Source organism: Olleya sp. Hel_I_94 (assembly GCF_007827365.1).
Classification (GTDB): domain Bacteria; phylum Bacteroidota; class Bacteroidia; order Flavobacteriales; family Flavobacteriaceae; genus Olleya.
In genome coordinates this window covers 2,304,457-2,321,263 of record NZ_VISI01000002.1, presented here as the reverse complement: position 1 = coordinate 2,321,263, position 16,807 = coordinate 2,304,457, and the positions used below count along the sequence as shown (strand labels likewise).

The 16,807-nt window shown below is 31.8% G+C and carries 16 protein-coding genes and 1 tRNA gene; 8 read left to right on the top strand and 9 right to left on the bottom strand.

Translation table 11 applies throughout. The annotated features are described in order from the left end of the window. Positions 1-222: 222 nt before the first annotated feature. The 3 genes from JM82_RS13680 to mce all read right to left on the bottom strand — a co-directional run bounded on the left by JM82_RS13680 (position 223) and on the right by mce (position 2,145). Positions 223-1,443: an aspartyl protease family protein gene (locus JM82_RS13680; protein WP_145005116.1), complete on the bottom strand. Its 1,221-nt coding sequence runs from the start codon at positions 1,441-1,443 to the stop codon at positions 223-225. Between the two features lie 167 nt (positions 1,444-1,610). Beyond that, a tRNA-Ile gene (locus tag JM82_RS13675) sits at positions 1,611-1,687 on the bottom strand. 56 nt (positions 1,688-1,743) lie between these two features. Next, the gene (gene mce / locus JM82_RS13670; RefSeq protein WP_145005113.1) at positions 1,744-2,145 is read right to left on the bottom strand and encodes a methylmalonyl-CoA epimerase; all 402 of its coding nucleotides are present in this window, start codon (positions 2,143-2,145) and stop codon (positions 1,744-1,746) included. 83 nt (positions 2,146-2,228) lie between these two features. On the opposite strand from mce, the gene rbfA reads away from it, so the two are divergent. Together rbfA and JM82_RS13660 are read left to right on the top strand one after the other, a co-directional pair. Beyond that, complete coding sequence (gene rbfA, locus JM82_RS13665; RefSeq protein WP_145005110.1) at positions 2,229-2,624, top strand: 30S ribosome-binding factor RbfA; 396 nt, start codon at positions 2,229-2,231, stop codon at positions 2,622-2,624. Then, the gene (locus JM82_RS13660) at positions 2,625-3,830 is read left to right on the top strand and encodes an ABC transporter permease (protein WP_145005107.1); all 1,206 of its coding nucleotides are present in this window, start codon (positions 2,625-2,627) and stop codon (positions 3,828-3,830) included. A 138-nt stretch (positions 3,831-3,968) separates the two neighbouring features. Here JM82_RS13660 and dusB read toward each other — a convergent pair whose 3' ends face one another. Continuing rightward, positions 3,969-4,964, bottom strand: coding sequence for a tRNA dihydrouridine synthase DusB (dusB, locus tag JM82_RS13655; RefSeq protein WP_145005104.1), 996 nt, complete (start codon positions 4,962-4,964; stop codon positions 3,969-3,971). Positions 4,965-5,034: 70 nt separating this feature from the next. On the opposite strand from dusB, the gene JM82_RS13650 reads away from it, so the two are divergent. The 4 genes from JM82_RS13650 to JM82_RS13635 all read left to right on the top strand — a co-directional run bounded on the left by JM82_RS13650 (position 5,035) and on the right by JM82_RS13635 (position 7,742). After that, entirely contained in the window at positions 5,035-5,784 is a 750-nt protein-coding gene (locus JM82_RS13650) for a prolipoprotein diacylglyceryl transferase (RefSeq protein ID WP_145005100.1), read from the top strand. Between the two features lie 97 nt (positions 5,785-5,881). Beyond that, positions 5,882-7,273 (top strand): radical SAM protein, encoded by a 1,392-nt coding sequence (locus JM82_RS13645; protein ID WP_145005097.1) that lies wholly within the window; start codon positions 5,882-5,884, stop codon positions 7,271-7,273. A 74-nt stretch (positions 7,274-7,347) separates the two neighbouring features. Next, the gene (locus JM82_RS13640) at positions 7,348-7,530 is read left to right on the top strand and encodes a hypothetical protein (RefSeq protein ID WP_145005094.1); all 183 of its coding nucleotides are present in this window, start codon (positions 7,348-7,350) and stop codon (positions 7,528-7,530) included. Beyond that, positions 7,527-7,742, top strand: coding sequence for a hypothetical protein (locus JM82_RS13635; protein ID WP_145005092.1), 216 nt, complete (start codon positions 7,527-7,529; stop codon positions 7,740-7,742). Before JM82_RS13640 ends, JM82_RS13635 begins: the two co-directional genes overlap by 4 nt. On the opposite strand, the gene JM82_RS13630 is transcribed toward JM82_RS13635, so the two are convergent. Both JM82_RS13630 and JM82_RS13625 read right to left on the bottom strand, forming a co-directional pair. After that, the gene (locus JM82_RS13630; RefSeq protein WP_145005089.1) at positions 7,713-8,111 is read right to left on the bottom strand and encodes a DUF4345 domain-containing protein; all 399 of its coding nucleotides are present in this window, start codon (positions 8,109-8,111) and stop codon (positions 7,713-7,715) included. The genes JM82_RS13635 and JM82_RS13630 overlap by 30 nt on opposite strands. A 17-nt stretch (positions 8,112-8,128) precedes the next feature. Then, on the bottom strand, positions 8,129-9,355 hold the full coding sequence (locus JM82_RS13625; protein WP_145005086.1) for a M28 family peptidase: 1,227 nt from the start codon (positions 9,353-9,355) through the stop codon (positions 8,129-8,131). A gap of 60 nt (positions 9,356-9,415) precedes the next feature. Between JM82_RS13625 and JM82_RS13620 the strand changes: the two genes are divergently transcribed. Next, positions 9,416-10,528, top strand: coding sequence for a TolB family protein (locus JM82_RS13620; RefSeq protein WP_145005083.1), 1,113 nt, complete (start codon positions 9,416-9,418; stop codon positions 10,526-10,528). A gap of 107 nt (positions 10,529-10,635) precedes the next feature. Here JM82_RS13620 and JM82_RS13615 read toward each other — a convergent pair whose 3' ends face one another. From JM82_RS13615 to JM82_RS13605, 3 genes are all read right to left on the bottom strand, one after another. After that, positions 10,636-11,187: a GRAM domain-containing protein gene (locus JM82_RS13615; RefSeq protein ID WP_145005080.1), complete on the bottom strand. Its 552-nt coding sequence runs from the start codon at positions 11,185-11,187 to the stop codon at positions 10,636-10,638. Between the two features lie 122 nt (positions 11,188-11,309). Beyond that, positions 11,310-12,329, bottom strand: coding sequence for a DUF4238 domain-containing protein (locus tag JM82_RS13610; protein WP_145005077.1), 1,020 nt, complete (start codon positions 12,327-12,329; stop codon positions 11,310-11,312). Positions 12,330-12,400: 71 nt separating this feature from the next. Continuing rightward, the gene (locus JM82_RS13605) at positions 12,401-14,803 is read right to left on the bottom strand and encodes a TonB-dependent receptor domain-containing protein (RefSeq protein WP_145005073.1); all 2,403 of its coding nucleotides are present in this window, start codon (positions 14,801-14,803) and stop codon (positions 12,401-12,403) included. Between the two features lie 157 nt (positions 14,804-14,960). Here JM82_RS13605 and lepA point away from each other — a divergent pair, with 157 nt between their 5' ends. Next, positions 14,961-16,757: a translation elongation factor 4 gene (gene lepA / locus JM82_RS13600; protein ID WP_145005069.1), complete on the top strand. Its 1,797-nt coding sequence runs from the start codon at positions 14,961-14,963 to the stop codon at positions 16,755-16,757. Positions 16,758-16,807: the final 50 nt, after the last annotated feature.

Sequence of the window (16,807 nt, the reverse complement as noted above, 5' to 3'; positions counted from 1 at the left end):
TATGGTCTACTTCTATTTAAATAATAATCTAAAGTAGAGGTTTGACATTTCATACCTAGTCTATTTTTAAAACACAGACTAAATTCAGGCTACAAAATAACAGTTTAAATAATTGATAATCAGTATTTTAAACAGGTGTTATTATGACACCCAAGATGTTTAATTTTATTCAATTTCTATAAAAAAGTATTTGTAGATCTTGAGGACAATAAAAAAAGTGAATTAATTACTTAATAAAACCTTTTTTTCGAGCGCTACAGTTAATTGCTTTGTATCCCTTTGGATGACAAGTTTAACCTTGTCAGGACGATTAGTACTTAGAATCTCACACCATTTTTGATCCGTCACTTTTGTAAAATCCAAATCGTTTACACTTAAAATTTTATCATTAATTTTAAGACCTTTTTCTTCCGCTTCTGAATTTTCCGAAATTGAACTGATAAAAATGGATTCATTTTCAAGTCTAATTCCGTAACCATGACCACTAAATATAACTTGATCATCTGCTGCCTTATTTTCAATAAACCATATTTTACGATCTTTCCAGCTTAAAACCGTTCTATAATTTTTTAAAAATCCAGCACCAATCGTCCTTGCACCTAATTGACCAAAAGCCATTAAGTTACTTGGTACTTTAAACTCTCCTGTTTTAAAATTATCAACTATTGCTTTATAAGACGTAGACATTTTTAGATCGCCATACACTCCCGCCACAGTACTTCCTCCATTAGATTTTACATATTTAATATTAGGATTTTCATCTCTTAATTTTTTAAAATCGTAGAAAAAAAGAGAAATGCCACCACCATAACCGTAATCTATCATAGTACTATATAATTTTTCGTTACCTAAAAAAGCTGTGATTGCAGGTGTCCCGTCATATCCAATAAAAATTTTAGTGTAAGGTGTCCCCTCCGGAATACTAATCGAGTCAATAGTATTTGCAAATGTAATCTCGTGCTTTACCATATCTATTTCCCAAACAGCATTTCGCATAAAATTTGCACCTAAAAACCCATCTATTCTTGTACACTTAAAATCTTTTACCGCTTCAATATCAAGCACAGCTGCACCAGTATCAAAAAAATTAATTCCATTAAAGTTTATAGTATCTATTTTAACAAAATTTAAATTTTTAGAGGTATTTCCTAAATCATAAACGTCTTCTTTACCTACAATCTCTAAGTTTAATTCCTCTACCATTCTAGGTGAAATTGCAGTAACTGCTCCAGTATCAAATAATAAACGATACTCTTTATCTTTAATTAACACCTTAACAAATATAGAATTACCGTAAGGCTCATATTTAAATGTTGATTTAAACACTTTATCTTCAATGCTACCTTTTTTTAGTAGTTTATTAATATTCTGAGAAGTACATAAAAAAGAAGATAGAAGTACTAATAATAAAACAAAAACAGACTTGATTCTTGTAAAAGACATATGCTAAATAGTGTTTAATTCTAATTGAATATTAATAATACTACCTGATGCTTAATTAATTAGAATAATTATTTGATACGTAAAACAAAACATTAAATATGAATGGAAGAAACCATTTAACATATATAAAACAAAAAAACCGATTCAAATTAATGAATCGGTTTTGATGGTGGTCCCACCTGGGCTCGAACCAGGGACTTTCTGATTATGAGTCAGATACTCTAACCAGCTGAGTTATAGGACCCGAAATCGGATTGCAATATTACTACTTATTTTAAAGTCTTGCAAGACTTTTTTTAATTACTTAATCTCTTGACATAACTCTATTAATACACCGTTGGAGGATTTTGGATGTAAAAAAGCAACTAACTTATTGTCTGCTCCCTTTTTAGGTGTTTCATTTAAGATAATAAAACCTTCAGATTTTAATCTCAAAATTTCTGCTTTTATATCATCTACAGCAAAAGCAATATGATGTATACCTTCACCTTTTTTCTCTAAAAACTTTGCAATTGGGCTATCTGACTTTGTTGCTTCCAATAACTCTATCTTATTGGGTCCAACTTCAAAAAAAGAAGTATTAACCCCTTCACTTTCTACCGTTTCAATTTTATAGTGTGGCTTGCCAAAAAGTTTCGCAAAAAGTACATTAGATTCCTCTAAATTTTTGACTGCTATTCCAATATGTTCTATTTTTTCCATTAAATATATAATTTAGGGTATAATAATTGCTTAATTATGGCTTAAAAGTAATATATTATTGTAATAACAACTATTTTTGCAACATGGAAGAAAGTCAAAGACAAAAAAAAATAGCCTCGGTTTTACAACGTGATTTAGTAGATATCCTTCAAGGCGCTGCTACACAAGGTGGAATGCGTGGTATAATTATATCTGTATCTAAGGTTAGAGTAACTGCAGATTTAACAGACGCTAAGGTTTATTTAAGCATATTCCCTAATGATAAAGCTAAAGAGCTTTTAGAGGGAATTAGAGCTAACAAACCTATGATTAGACATGAATTGGCACAACGTACCAAAAACCAATTACGCAGAATGCCTGTATTAGAGTTTTACGTTGACGACAGTTTAGAGCATATCGATAAAATTGAAAAATCTTTAAAAGGGGATGAAAATCCAATACAAAATCCAGATTTATTAGATAAACGTAGCAAAGGTTAATTGAATTTTTCTTTATACATAGCAAAACGCTACATACGCAGTAAAAGCAGTAATAATGCCATTAACTTTATTACAATAATAGCTATTGTAGGTATCGTTTTAGGTGCAGCTTCACTGTTTATAGTACTATCTGGTTTTGCTGGCTTAAGAGATTTTACGCTAGAATTTTCAAGTATTATAGATCCTGATTTAAAAGCAGAAACCAATATTGGTAAATCATTTACTCTAGATGAAAGCCAGAACCAACAATTGCTTGCTATAGATGGTGTTGCCAACTTTTCTAAAATAATAGAAGAACGTATTATTGCTTCATCAGATGGTAATAACCATCCAGCTTACATTAAAGGTGTAGACAACAATTATAACAAAATAACAGCTATAGACTCTGTTATACCTTATGGTAATTGGCTGTACCAAGACACACCACAAATAGTTGTTGGTTGGGCAATATCTAATAGATTATCTGTATTTGTAAACGATTACAGTAAAACCGTCACCTTATCTGTTCCAAAACCAGGAAAAGGTCAAATCACCTCTCAAAACCAAGCACTAAACCAAGTAAACACCATAAATGTAGGTATTTATGATATTAACGAAGAACTTAACAATAAGTACATTTTTGCATCTATTGATACTGCACGTCAATTATTAAATTACCAACCCAATCAAATTACCAGCTTAGAGTTTAAATTGACTGACAATGCTAATCAAGAAACAGTTATAACCAACATTAAAAGTATTTTAGGTAAAAACATTATGATAAAAAATAAGGACCAACTAAACGATGCGATATACAAAATGCTAAATACAGAGAATTTAGCAGTCTATTTAATTTTCACATTAGTACTTATTATTGCCTTATTTAACGTCATAGGTTCTATTATAATGATGATTTTAGACAAAAAGAAAACCTTAAGTACCCTATATAATATAGGAGCAACAGCAAAAGACATAAGAAACATCTTTTTTTATCAAGGTGTTTTAATGACTATTATTGGTGGGTTTTTAGGATTAGTAATAGGTTACATAGTTGTTCAATTACAAGCTAGTTTTGACTTAATAATGATTACACCAAGCTTACCTTATCCAGTTGCAATACACTTAAAAAACTTTGTGATAGTCATGCTAACTATTTCAATTTTAGGGATAATAGCTTCAAAAATAGCAGCCTCACGTATTACACGTGATTTAGTAAAAACTAATTAAAATTGGGGCAAGTTGCCTTAACAGGCAAACAGGCTCGCGCAACTCGCTCTCTTCGAGGAGCTCAGACAAATTGCTTCATCCTTCTTGCGCTTACTGTTATATATAGTTGGCGCTTTGCTTAACAAAGTATTAGCTTGATTATTCTGTAAATTGAAAATCTGCAAACAATTCTAAAACCTCATCAAAAGCAGCAAATACATCTACAGATGCATCACTAGTAACCATTTTCATTCGGTGTTCTTTAAAATGCGGAATCCCTTTAAAGTAATTTGTATAATGACGTCTGGTTTCAAAAACACCAAGTGTTTCTCCTTTCCAGTCAATAGACATTTGCAAGTGTCTGCGTGCAGCATCCACACGCTCTTGCATAGTAATTGGCCTGTAATGTTCTCCTGTTTCAAAAAAGTGTTTGACCTGCTTAAAAAACCATGGATTACCAATAGTTGCACGACCAATCATACAGCCATCTAAACCATATTGATCACGCATTTCCATTGCACGTTCTGGTGTAGTCACATCTCCATTTCCAAAAACAGGAATATGCATACGTGGGTTGTTTTTTACCTGTGCAATCGGTTTCCAATCGGCATCACCTTTATACATTTGTGCTCTGGTACGACCATGTATTGCTATAGCCTTACAACCTACATCTTGAAGTCGTTCTGCTACCTCAACAATTCTAATAGAATCGTGGTCCCAACCTAAACGTGTTTTTACGGTTATTGGGATGTTAGTGCGTTTAACCATTTCGGCTGTTAGTTGTTCCATTAGGCAAACATCTTTTAAGATTCCTGCTCCTGCACCTTTACTAACTACTTTTTTAACAGGACATCCAAAATTAATATCAATAATATCAGGTTTAGACTCGGCAACAATATCAATGGTTTGTAACATACTATCCAAATTAGCTCCAAAGATTTGAATACCAACGGGACGTTCTTTTTCGTAAATATCTAATTTCATAACGCTTTTTGCTGCGTTACGTATTAAACCTTCACTACTTACAAACTCTGTATACACAACATCTGCACCTTGCTCTTTACACAACGCTCTAAATGGTGGATCTGACACATCTTCCATTGGTGCTAACAACAATGGGAAGTCTGGAAGTTCTATATTACCTATTTTTACCACGATACAATTTTGGTGCAAAATTAGTGTTTTTTAGGTAATTGTGTATATTTAACTAATAATCTATCATTATTTGGACCTACCCTTCAACCCTGAGCTTTTTGGCGTTAACATAAATATTCATCTTATATTAGAATATCTCGCCTTTTTTATAGCGTATAGATATTATGTGTTTTTAAGAAAACGCAGTACTGATGTTATTAGTAGCAATAATAGACTCTCTATTATTTTAGGCGCAGCTTTGGCTGCTTTAATTGGCTCAAGATTGGTTGGGTTTTTAGAAAATCCTTTAATTGAATTTACATTAAAAAACGCCATTACATTACTAAACACAAAAACCATAATGGGTGGTTTATTTGGCGGTTTACTTGGTGTAGAATTGGCAAAAAAAATAATTAGCGAAAAGCAATCGTCTGGAGATTTATTTGTGTTTCCTATAATTTTAGGAATCTTTATTGGTCGTATTGGTTGTTTTTTATCTGGTATTAACGAGTTTACTTATGGTAAAGTAACTACGTCAGTTTTTGGAATGGATTTAGGTGATGGATTACTACGTCATCCCACGTCTTTATATGAACTTGTCTTTTTAACTATATTATTTATTGCTTTAAAAACTATACACAAAACCTTCCGATTAAAAAATGGTGATTTATTCAAGTTTTTTATGCTAAGTTATTTTTGTTTTAGATTTTGTATCGAGTTTTTAAAACCTAATGTATTTTATACTTTTGGCTTAAGCAGTATCCAAATATTATGTGTAATTTGTTGGTTGTATTACAGCAAATTTATTGCTAGTCTTTTACTTGGAAAACACCTGCGTTAGCGATAGAAACGGTATCCTTTTTTGAGGTACGATAAAAAAGATTTAGTGGATAGCGCGACCCTTGTGGTAACGCCCAAACAACTTAAAAAAACAGAAAATGCCAGTTAGAAATTACACCTATTACGACTTTACTTTAAGCCTGTGTCCTGAGTGTTTAAAACGTGTGGATGCCAAAATTGTTTTTGAAGATGATAATGTTTACATGTTAAAACGTTGCAAGGAACATGGTAATAGTAAGGTGTTAATTGCTGACGATATTAAGTATTATAAAAACATACGCAACTACAATAAGCCTAGCGAAACACCCTATACTTTTAACACTAAAACGGATTATGGTTGTCCTTATGATTGTGGTTTGTGTCCTGACCACGAGCAGCACAGTTGTTTGACGGTTGTTGAGGTGACGGATCGCTGTAATTTGACTTGTCCGACATGTTATGCAGGCTCATCACCAACATACGGTAGACATCGTACTTTGGACGAAGTTAAAGCTATGTTGGACACTATTGTTAGAAACGAAAAGGAGCCTGATGTAGTACAAATATCTGGTGGAGAGCCAACCATACATCCTCAGTTTTGGGACATTATGGATTACGCCAAAACGTTGCCGATTAGACATTTAATGCTTAACACCAATGGGATTAAAATTGCTAAAGATTTTGCTTTCGCGGAAAGACTAAAAACCTACGCTCCGGATTTTGAAATTTATTTACAATTTGATTCGTTTGAAAACAGTGTGTTGCGCGAGCTTCGTGGTGCCGATTTAAATGATATCCGTAAACAAGCTATTGAAAACCTTAACAAACTAAACCTGTCAACGACTTTAGTGGTAACCCTACAAAAAGGCTTAAATGATGGCGAAATCGGTAAAATTATTGACTACGCTTTAAAACAAAAATGTGTTAGAGGTGTAACCTTACAACCAACACAAATTGCAGGACGTTTGGATAATTTTAATCCAGAAACGGATCGAATGACTATTACTGAAGTACGTCGAAAAATAATGGAACAAACCACTATTTTTAATGCTGACGATTTACTTCCTGTACCCTGTAATCCCGACGCATTAGTTATGGGTTACGCACTTAAATTAGGAGACGAAGTGTTTCCGTTAACGCGTTATATTAATCCAAACGATTTATTAGATAATAGTAAAAACACTATTATTTACGAGCAAGATGAAGCACTGCAAGGTAAAATGGTGGAGTTGTTTAGTACAGGAAACTCGGTTGAAGTGGCAGAAGAAAACCTAAAATCCATAATGTGTTGCTTACCAAATATTGATGCTCCAGAATTAGGGTATGATAATTTATTTAGAGTGATTATTATGCAGTTTATAGATGCTTATAACTTTGATGTTAGAGCCATTAAAAAATCATGTGTGCATATTGTGGATAAAGACAATAAAATCATCCCTTTTGAAACCATGAATTTGTTTTATCGTGATGATAAAAAAGCCCGATTAGAAGAACTTAGAAACGAGATTTAATTACTAAGTAAAAATAAATATAGAGTTATGTCACTACTGTTTTTAATCATAAAAAATAAAATATGCTTCAAGCAATGATTTTGAATATTAGCGGAAATACTATATTACTACTGCTTTTTATCTTTTATGGTGTACCAATAATTGCAACAATTATTGCGTTATCTTTAAGAAACAAAAAGCGAAAAACAGCTAAAGTTATTGGTATTTTAACTGCTGTTTATGTATTAATTAGCTTAGGCTATTGCGGAATTTTATGAATACATTTTTTTTAATAGAAGCTACTGGAGGAGGAAATTATGACGGAATAGTCTTATTTTTTGCTGCTATCATGTTTGGACCAGCCATTTTATTAGCTATTATTGGTTTGGCGTTGCTTAAAAAAAACAAAAAAGCAGCTAAAGTATTATTTATACTAGCTGCTGTTTATGTAATTGTTAGTTTAGGTATTTGTGGTAGTATGATGGCTTAGTAATACCCACAATCCATAAAACCCTAAAAATAACTCTGCAATAGTCCCAAATTTAAAGCCAAAGGTTGGAACACCGTCTAATGTTAAACTTAGCAACCTTCCAAAACCTAAACCCAGCATAAATATCATATTGGTTACCAATGCCATTTTTAAATAATTGGCTTTAAATACACCCAAAATCCAAAGTATAGAAAACCCTATATATAGGCCCATAATGGCTTTAAAAAAATTATGCTCGTCAATGGTGTTTAAATGAATATCGAACTGAGAGCTTGGATTAAAACCATAAAAAAAAGACACAGGAACAACAATACATACAGATATGATTAAGTGTATTTTTGTTATTATGTCCTGGTTGGTGATTTTCATGGTTTAATTAGGAAGCTTTAAAATTGTATTTCAGCATCAACCATTGTGCCTTGTCTGTCTACTGTTATATTTGTTTTATCACCTTCTTTAAAAGTTGCTAATACCTTCATGTAACTCATCATATCAAAAACTGTACTATCGCCAAGTTTGACAACAATATCACCTTTTTTAAGGTTCGCTTTTTGTGCTGGTTTATCTTCGCTTATACCATCAATTCGCATGCCTTTTCCGTCAAATAAATAATCTGGTATTACACCAAGTCCTACTTTAAAACGTGGCACTTCATCGCTTTCGTTTTTAGTTTTTCTAAAGGGTAGTTTCCCGTTGTTATCTAAATCTGTTATGATTTCAAAAATATAATTTGAAATGATTTGCATACCATTAAAATGTAAACGCTCTGTGTCATCAGATGGTTTGTGGTAATCTTCATGCTGACCTGTAAAAAAGTGCAATACAGGTATGTCAGAATTATAAAAACTAGTATGATCACTTGGTCCAACTCCAGACTCTTTTTGTACTAATTTAAAACGGTTATTGTGTGCTTGTAACGTCTGTTTAAAAATGGGTGACGTACCAACACCGTAAACAGCCAATGTACTATCTGCTTTTAAACGACCAACCATATCCATGTTAATCATATAATTGGCTTTTTTGTTGTCGATTGTTGGATTTTTTGTGTAATAATTAGAGCCTAATAAGCCCATTTCTTCGCCAGAAAATGTGATAAATAAATAGTTATTATTTGTGTTTTTAGCCTTTAGCTTTTGTGCTAAATTTAGTAGCACTGCTACTCCACTTGCGTTATCATCTGCTCCATTATGTATTTCTTTTTTTTCGCCTCTAAATAAACTCCCTTCTGCTCCATAACCTAAATGGTCATAGTGTGCGCCAATAATTACAGTGTTATCGGCTTTGTTATCAATAAAACCAAGGACGTTTGTGCCTGTAATTGTACTATCACCATCCTTTACATTATACTTTACTTCTTGATGTGGATCTGTTTTTGGTTTAAACGAAAACGCCTGAAAATAACCATCGGTACCTTTTGGTGTTAAGCCTAAATTTTTAAAACGTTCTGCAATATATTTTGCAGCTTTTTGCTCGCCATTTGTACCTGTTTGACGACCTTCCAAAGCATCGTCAGCTAAAAACTGAACATCCTCTTGAATGGTAATTTCTTTTAAAATTTCGTGTTTACATGAGGTGAAAACAAGTAAAAAAACAAGTAGTTTTATTAATTTCATGATAAGAAGTATTAATTTTACTCAAAATTAGGCAATTAAAGCCATTTAATAAAACCTATTATGAAAACACGCTTATTCGGAATTTTACTAGTTACAGCTTTTATTTTTTCATGTAAAAATGAAACTAAAACTGATGTTACTAATACAACCGTAAAACCTGAAGTTACTGAAGTAAAAAACCCTTTGATTTATCCTGAAGAAATTCATTTTAAAAATTTACGTCAAGTGACTTTTGGAGGTGATAATGCTGAAGCCTATTGGAGTTTTGATGATAGTAAATTAGTGTTTCAATCTAATTACAAAAAATGGAGTGTTGGTTGTGACCAAATGTTTTTAATGGATGCCAATCAAACCTTTGATAGTATTGCACCACCAATGGTTAGTACAGGAATGGGACGTACAACATGCTCTTATTTTATGCCAGATAATAAGCATATTATTTATGCATCAACACATTTAGCAGATAAAGACTGTCCTGAAACCCCTTTACGTAAAAACGGTAAATATATTTGGCCTGTTTATGATACGTTTGACATTTTTGTTGCAGATTTAGAGGGTAATATTGTTAAGCAATTGACTAATGAGGTTGGTTATGATGCTGAGCCAACAGTATCTCCAAAAGGAGATAAAATTGTATTTACGTCTACCAGAAGTGGCGATTTAGAGTTATATACTATGAATTTGGATGGTAGTGATGTAAAACAAATTACAGATGAATTAGGTTATGATGGAGGTGCATTTTTCTCGCCTGACGGAACAAAAATAATTTTCCGATCGTCTAGACCAAAAACTGAACAAGAAATTAAAGACTATAAAGATTTGTTAGCCGAAGGTTTAGTTGAGCCAACAGATATGGAACTATACATTTGTAATGCAGATGGTAGTGATTTACGCCAATTAACGGATTTAGGAAATGCCAATTGGAGTCCGTTTTTTCACCCAAGTGGTAACAAGGTATTATTCTCTTCTAATTTTGAAGCAGAACGTGGTTTTCCGTTTAATTTATACTTAATTGATATTGATGGTAAAAACCTAGAGCGTGTTACACATGGCGAAACGTTTGATGCGTTTCCGGTGTTTTCTAACGATGGTAAAAAGTTAGCGTTTTCGTCTAACCGTAATAATGGTGGTGGACGCGATACTAATTTGTTTATCGCAGAATGGGTAGATTAATCTACTTTAATTAAAACGGTATTAAGCTAATTTTAAGGTAGTTTTAGGTGCTAATAATATAGGTTGCACACATTTACATTATTGGCAGTTTAAAATGTCTTAAAATCTTATTTTAGGTGATTATTAATGTGGTCCAACCATACTCCTCTTTCATTAACTACAAAATCAAATTGTTTACCGTCTTTAGTCACAATCCTAATTCCGTTATTAATTAGTTTTGCAGTTTTACGGTTTATAATTTGATCAATATCTGAATAAGCAATATCTGTTTGTCCTGTTTGAATATTAATTTTGTGCGATTTAAAGATTAGCTTTTTATTGGTCAAAAATATTTTTCCACCTACACCTTCCATACCACGAAATAGATTAGCAGGACCTTCTACTTCAACAGTTTCGTCTGGTGATAAATCTGGTTTGATTGTATGTCCTATTTTATTAGAAAACTTGTCAGCAAGCTTTTGATTTATATACGGAAATCCAATACCAAAAAATAAACCAAAGAAAAGGGCTTGAAAAATAATATTGTTTGTTGAGTAAATATTTTCATCAGAAAAATAATCAAAAAGCCATAGTGTAAAACCGTACAACAGACCTGTACCTATTGCAAATAGTACTCGATATTTCCAATTGATTTTAATAAATTTTGTTCCTATTTCCATGATGGACTGTTTTGTGTTTATGCATCTAATTTAATAAATACAAACTGAATAGAAAATCTCTGAGGATTGTAGTAAATAGGCAAGCACTAACAATAAGTTATACACGGTGTTAGCAGTTGTTTTTATTCACTAAATCTGAAATTCATAGCTGGGTTTTGTCTTTGTTTTTTCATTTCTACATATTTCTCAAAATCATTTGTTTTAGAGATGACTTTGTCAGAACTTTTCAGAAATGCACTATAGTTTAAATTTGTAATCAAATCAGAATTCCAATCTTTAATTATTCCAATTCCTCGATTCAATTCCGTGAGGTTTTTATCAAGTTCTTTCTCGAAAATAAAAATAGAAAAGTCACTTGATATAGGCAGATGTATTGTTAAAAACTCAATATAATTTCCAATATCAACTACAGGTTTGTCTTCTCCAGGAAATGTCATTAAAGCTCTATGGTGAGCAAGAAAATCTGGTTTCCACCGAATGTTTATTGGTGTGTTGGTTGTGATAAAGTGTTCTTTTGATTTATTTAATAAAAATAACTTTCCCGCATTTCTTAATTGAGTTTTAATATTTAAAATTTCGTCAATTAAATGGTCAAAAAACAGGTGGTAAGTTTTGTTTAGTTTGAAGTCTAAACCATAAAGTTGCTCAATAATTCCGAAAATTAGTAGATTATGGATTACATCTAAAAACTCTTTGTCTTCTAAATCGTTAACACCAGTTTTTAAAGCAAATGAAACACCTAAATATCCTAGTCTTTCCCTGTAAAATGGTGTCCTAAAAGTTTGTAACAATATGAAGTCATATAATTTTTCTCTTTCAGGTCTTTCAAATTTAAAGTCTTTTTCAGATTTTATAGTTCTATCTAGGAAGTTCAATAAAATAGCAGAAACTTCTTCGTTTAAGATTCTAATATTGTCATCAACAATTTCTTCGTAATTTTCTGAATGGTCACTAAATTTATTCAGAATATCAGGATTTATATCATAAAGAAGTTTTTCGTAACATTCTTTTTTTGGGGAAGTTTGATATTTATTTTCTCTATTTACATCAAATACAAAAAACTTTTCATTTTCATCAGCGAAGTTTCGCAAATAGAATTGAGGCACATAATGTTGCTTGATGTTTGTTTTTCTGGATGTCATTTCTCAAATAACTGCTAACAATTAAATAAAATGCCTATAAACCATAAACACAATAAAAAATAGCTATTATACTACTTCTCTAGGCGTTCACGTTCTTTTAGCGATTTAGTACGCTCGTTTGTTTGTAACGTAGTGTTTCCAAACTTGTAACTAAAACCTAATTTAACGTAACGGTTATCTATATTATGATAACTGTAATTGTTTTGGTTAGCAAATTTAGATCTTGCCCCAAGGTCTTGTTGGTTAAATAAATCGGCAAACATTAAACTAATTACTGCTTTGTTTTTTAAGGCCTTTTTACTTAAACTTAAATTAGAATATGTTATTGACTCTCCTAATAAAGTACCTTGTAAAAATTGACTATAATAAGCTACGGAAAGGTTAACAGATAGACTGTTATCTTTTAGCATATTAAACCCAGCATTAATTTCGGAGTAGTTTGACCACTGATTAAAATTAGACGTTTGATTATTAAAATCGATATCAAAATCGTGATTAAAAAGACTAGTCAAAAAGAAGACTGAATACTTGTTTGAGATATATAAATCTGCCATAAAATCAAGTCCATATTCTCTAACATTTTGAATATTGGTAGGCGAATAAATCAAAAAATTATTGGCGTTATCTTGTATAGGTAATTCGTTAATTTGGTTGGATACTGTTTTGTAATATGCCTCTATAGTAAAGGTGTTGTTAATAGAAGTCCCAATGGTAGAGTATGTTGTAAACGATGGTTGTAAGTTAGGATTACCTGAAACTATAATGTTATCGTTTAAAAAGAAGTTAAACGGATTTAAATTTGTGTAATTAGGACGTTGTATATATCTTTTATAGGATACATAAAGGTTAGCTTTTTCAAACGCTTGCCAAGTTACATTTAGTGTTGGAAACAACTCCAAGTAGTCTTGTGTTTGACTTACATTAGTCGCAGGAGAAAACCCTTCTAGATCAGTATGCTCTAATCTTAAACCTGCAGACATACTCCATTTATCCCAACTTTTATCATAACTTAAATATCCTGCATAAACAGACTCGTCATAATTAAAAGCATTTGTATTAGCTGTATTTAATACTTGGTTACCTGTAGTTTGGTCCACATCAAATTGCACAATGTCGCTGTCTGTATTTATGCTAGAGGATTTAACACCAAAGGATAGGTTAGAACTATCATTGATTGGTAGTTCGTAATCTAATTTTAAAGAAAAAATATCTGTAGATTGATTATTTCTGGTATTAAAAGCAGTACTAAAGTTTGAAGCGTTATTCTGGAAAAAATAGTCAGAATTGACATGTTGACTTCTATTAAAATCATAGGTCGTATAATGTGCATTTGCTAAAAATTTAGCACCATTTTTTAAATTAAGCTTATAGTCTAAATCTGTACCAATATTATACTTGTCATCTTTAGATGAGTTATAAGAATTAAAATTGTAGTCATTTAACCCTTGTAAGTCGTTTACAAAAGTGCTTCCGTTTGTTTGATAATCAAAATATGGTAAATACAATACGTTTGAAGACAAGCTAAGGGTATTATTATCGTTAATATAATAATCAAAATTTAGATTTGCATTGTGTGTATTAGACGTTGTATTTCGGTCCAAATCTGTTCTCCAAAATTCTGTTGCAGTATTGTTTTCTTGGTAATTAATTTCGTCTAAATTGTGTCTATTTATCTTAGTATGATTGTAGCTGTAATTAAGATTAACGTTTATTTTATCCGTTTTATAAAACTGATTTAATCCACCATCATATCTAGGATATACACCTTGTGTGTAATGCGTTGTAACGCTACCTCTGTAACCCATAATTAGGTTTTTACTCATCACAATTTTTAAGACAACACCACTAGAAGCATCATATTTAGCAGATGGACTGGTAATAACTTCTATTTTTTGGACCGCATTTGCTGAAGACGCATTTAACAACATAGCTAACTCTGATGCTGATAAGTTTACTTTTTTATCGTTTATATAAATTGTTGGGCTACTATTTTTAACCAAAATATTATCGTCCAAAACCAAAACACCTGGTGTACTTTTTAAAACATCAAGCATTGTACCTTCCACTAAAGCAGTATTTGCAACGTTAAATATCATGCGATCTGCTTGTTTAGTAAACGTTGGTTTTTTTGCATTAACGGTTACTTCGCCTAAAGTTTCTGGTAGTGTTTTTAATATTATGGTATCTAAATTAACATCATTAGTCAATGTTATATTTTTAGTTTCGGTTTCAAAACCTAAAAACGAGATTTTTAAAACATACTCTCCAGAGGTTAAATTGTCAATACTAAATTGACCATCTTCATTAGTACTTGATCCTGATATAACTTGTGATTGATCAGAAGTATACATGATTGCGTTAGCAAATAAAATGGGTTGATTTGAGTCATCTACAACGTTCCCAGAAATGGTTAAATCCTGAGCATAAGTAGTCATAGATAAACAAAAAACGATAATAAAATTAAAGCGATTCATTTATAATAGGTTAAGCCTGCAATATAATAATTGTAATTAACATTAAAGTGTGGGAAAAACCGCAAATTTATATGAATTTGTATTCCTAAGAAAAAAGAAAAAAAGCCCAATAATTACTATATATTTGCAATATCTTTATTTATAAAGAGATTTGACTATGAAGAACATCAGAAATTTTTGCATAATTGCACATATTGATCACGGAAAAAGTACACTTGCCGATAGGTTACTAGACGCTACTGGCTCTGTAACAGCAAGAGAACAACAAGCCCAATTATTAGATAGTATGGATTTAGAACGCGAACGTGGTATTACCATTAAGTCGCATGCTATCCAAATGGACTACATTTATGAAGGCGAAAAATTTGTTTTAAACTTAATTGACACACCTGGTCACGTAGATTTTTCTTATGAAGTGTCAAGATCTATTGCAGCTTGTGAAGGTGCTTTACTAATTGTAGATGCTGCCCAAAGTATACAAGCGCAAACTATATCTAACCTTTATTTAGCCTTAGAGAATGATTTAGAGATTATTCCTGTTTTAAATAAAGTAGATTTACCAAGTGCAAATCCAGAAGAAGTTACAGATGATATTGTAGATTTATTAGGTTGCAAACCAGAAGATGTTATCCATGCAAGTGGTAAAACAGGTTTTGGAGTAGAAAACATTTTAAAAGCAATTATTGAGCGTATTCCTGCACCAAAAGGTGATCCTGATGCGCCTTTACAAGCCTTAATATTTGACTCAGTTTATAATACTTTTAGAGGTATTGAAACTTATTTTAGAGTATTTAATGGTGAAATTAAAAAAGGACAAAAAATTAAATTTGTTGCTACAGATAAAGAGTATAATGCAGACGAAGTTGGTACTTTAAAACTAACTCAGGTTGCAAAACAAAGTGTTAAAACAGGAGATGTAGGTTACCTAATTACAGGTATTAAAACTGCTAAAGAGGTAAAAGTAGGAGATACTATTACGGACTTTGCTAATCCAACGACTAATATTGTCGAAGGTTTTGAGGACGTAAAACCAATGGTTTTTGCTGGTATTTATCCAGTAGATACAGAGGATTATGAAGAGCTGAGAAACAGTATGGAAAAGCTACAACTTAATGATGCATCCTTAGTGTTTCAGGCAGAAAGCTCTGCAGCTTTAGGTTTTGGTTTCCGTTGTGGATTTTTAGGAATGTTACACATGGAAATTATCCAAGAGCGTTTAGAGCGTGAGTTTGACATGACGGTTATTACTACTGTACCTAACGTATCGTACCATGCTTACACAAATAAAAATCCTGAAGATGCTTTTATAGTGAATAACCCTTCGGATTTACCAGATCCTTCAACCGTAAATCGTGTTGAGGAACCTTATATTAAAGCAACGATAATTACAAAATCAGACTTTGTTGGTAATGTAATGAGCTTATGTATAGAAAAACGAGGGATGATTATTAATCAAACGTATTTAACACCAGAACGTGTAGAATTAACTTTTGAAATGCCTCTTGCCGAAATTGTATTTGACTTTTATGACCGATTAAAAACAGTGTCTAAAGGTTACGCATCTTTTGACTACCACCCAATAGGTATGAAGGTGTCTAAATTAGTACGATTAGACGTATTATTAAATGCACAGCCTGTAGATGCTTTGTCTGCTTTAATACACGCAGATAACGCACATAACATAGGTAAAAAGATGTGTGAGAAGTTAAAAGAATTAATTCCGCGTCAACAATTTGATATTCCTATTCAAGCTGCAATTGGAGCAAAAATTATAGCTAGAGAAACCGTTAAGGCTTTACGTAAGGATGTTACCGCAAAATGTTATGGTGGTGATATTTCGCGTAAGCGTAAACTTTTAGAGAAACAGAAAAAAGGTAAAAAACGTATGCGTCAAGTAGGTAATGTAGAAATACCTCAACAAGCATTTATGGCTGTTTTAAAACTTAACGATTAAGTTAACTATTAGATATAAAAAAACCTTCATTGTTAAAATGAAGGTTTTTT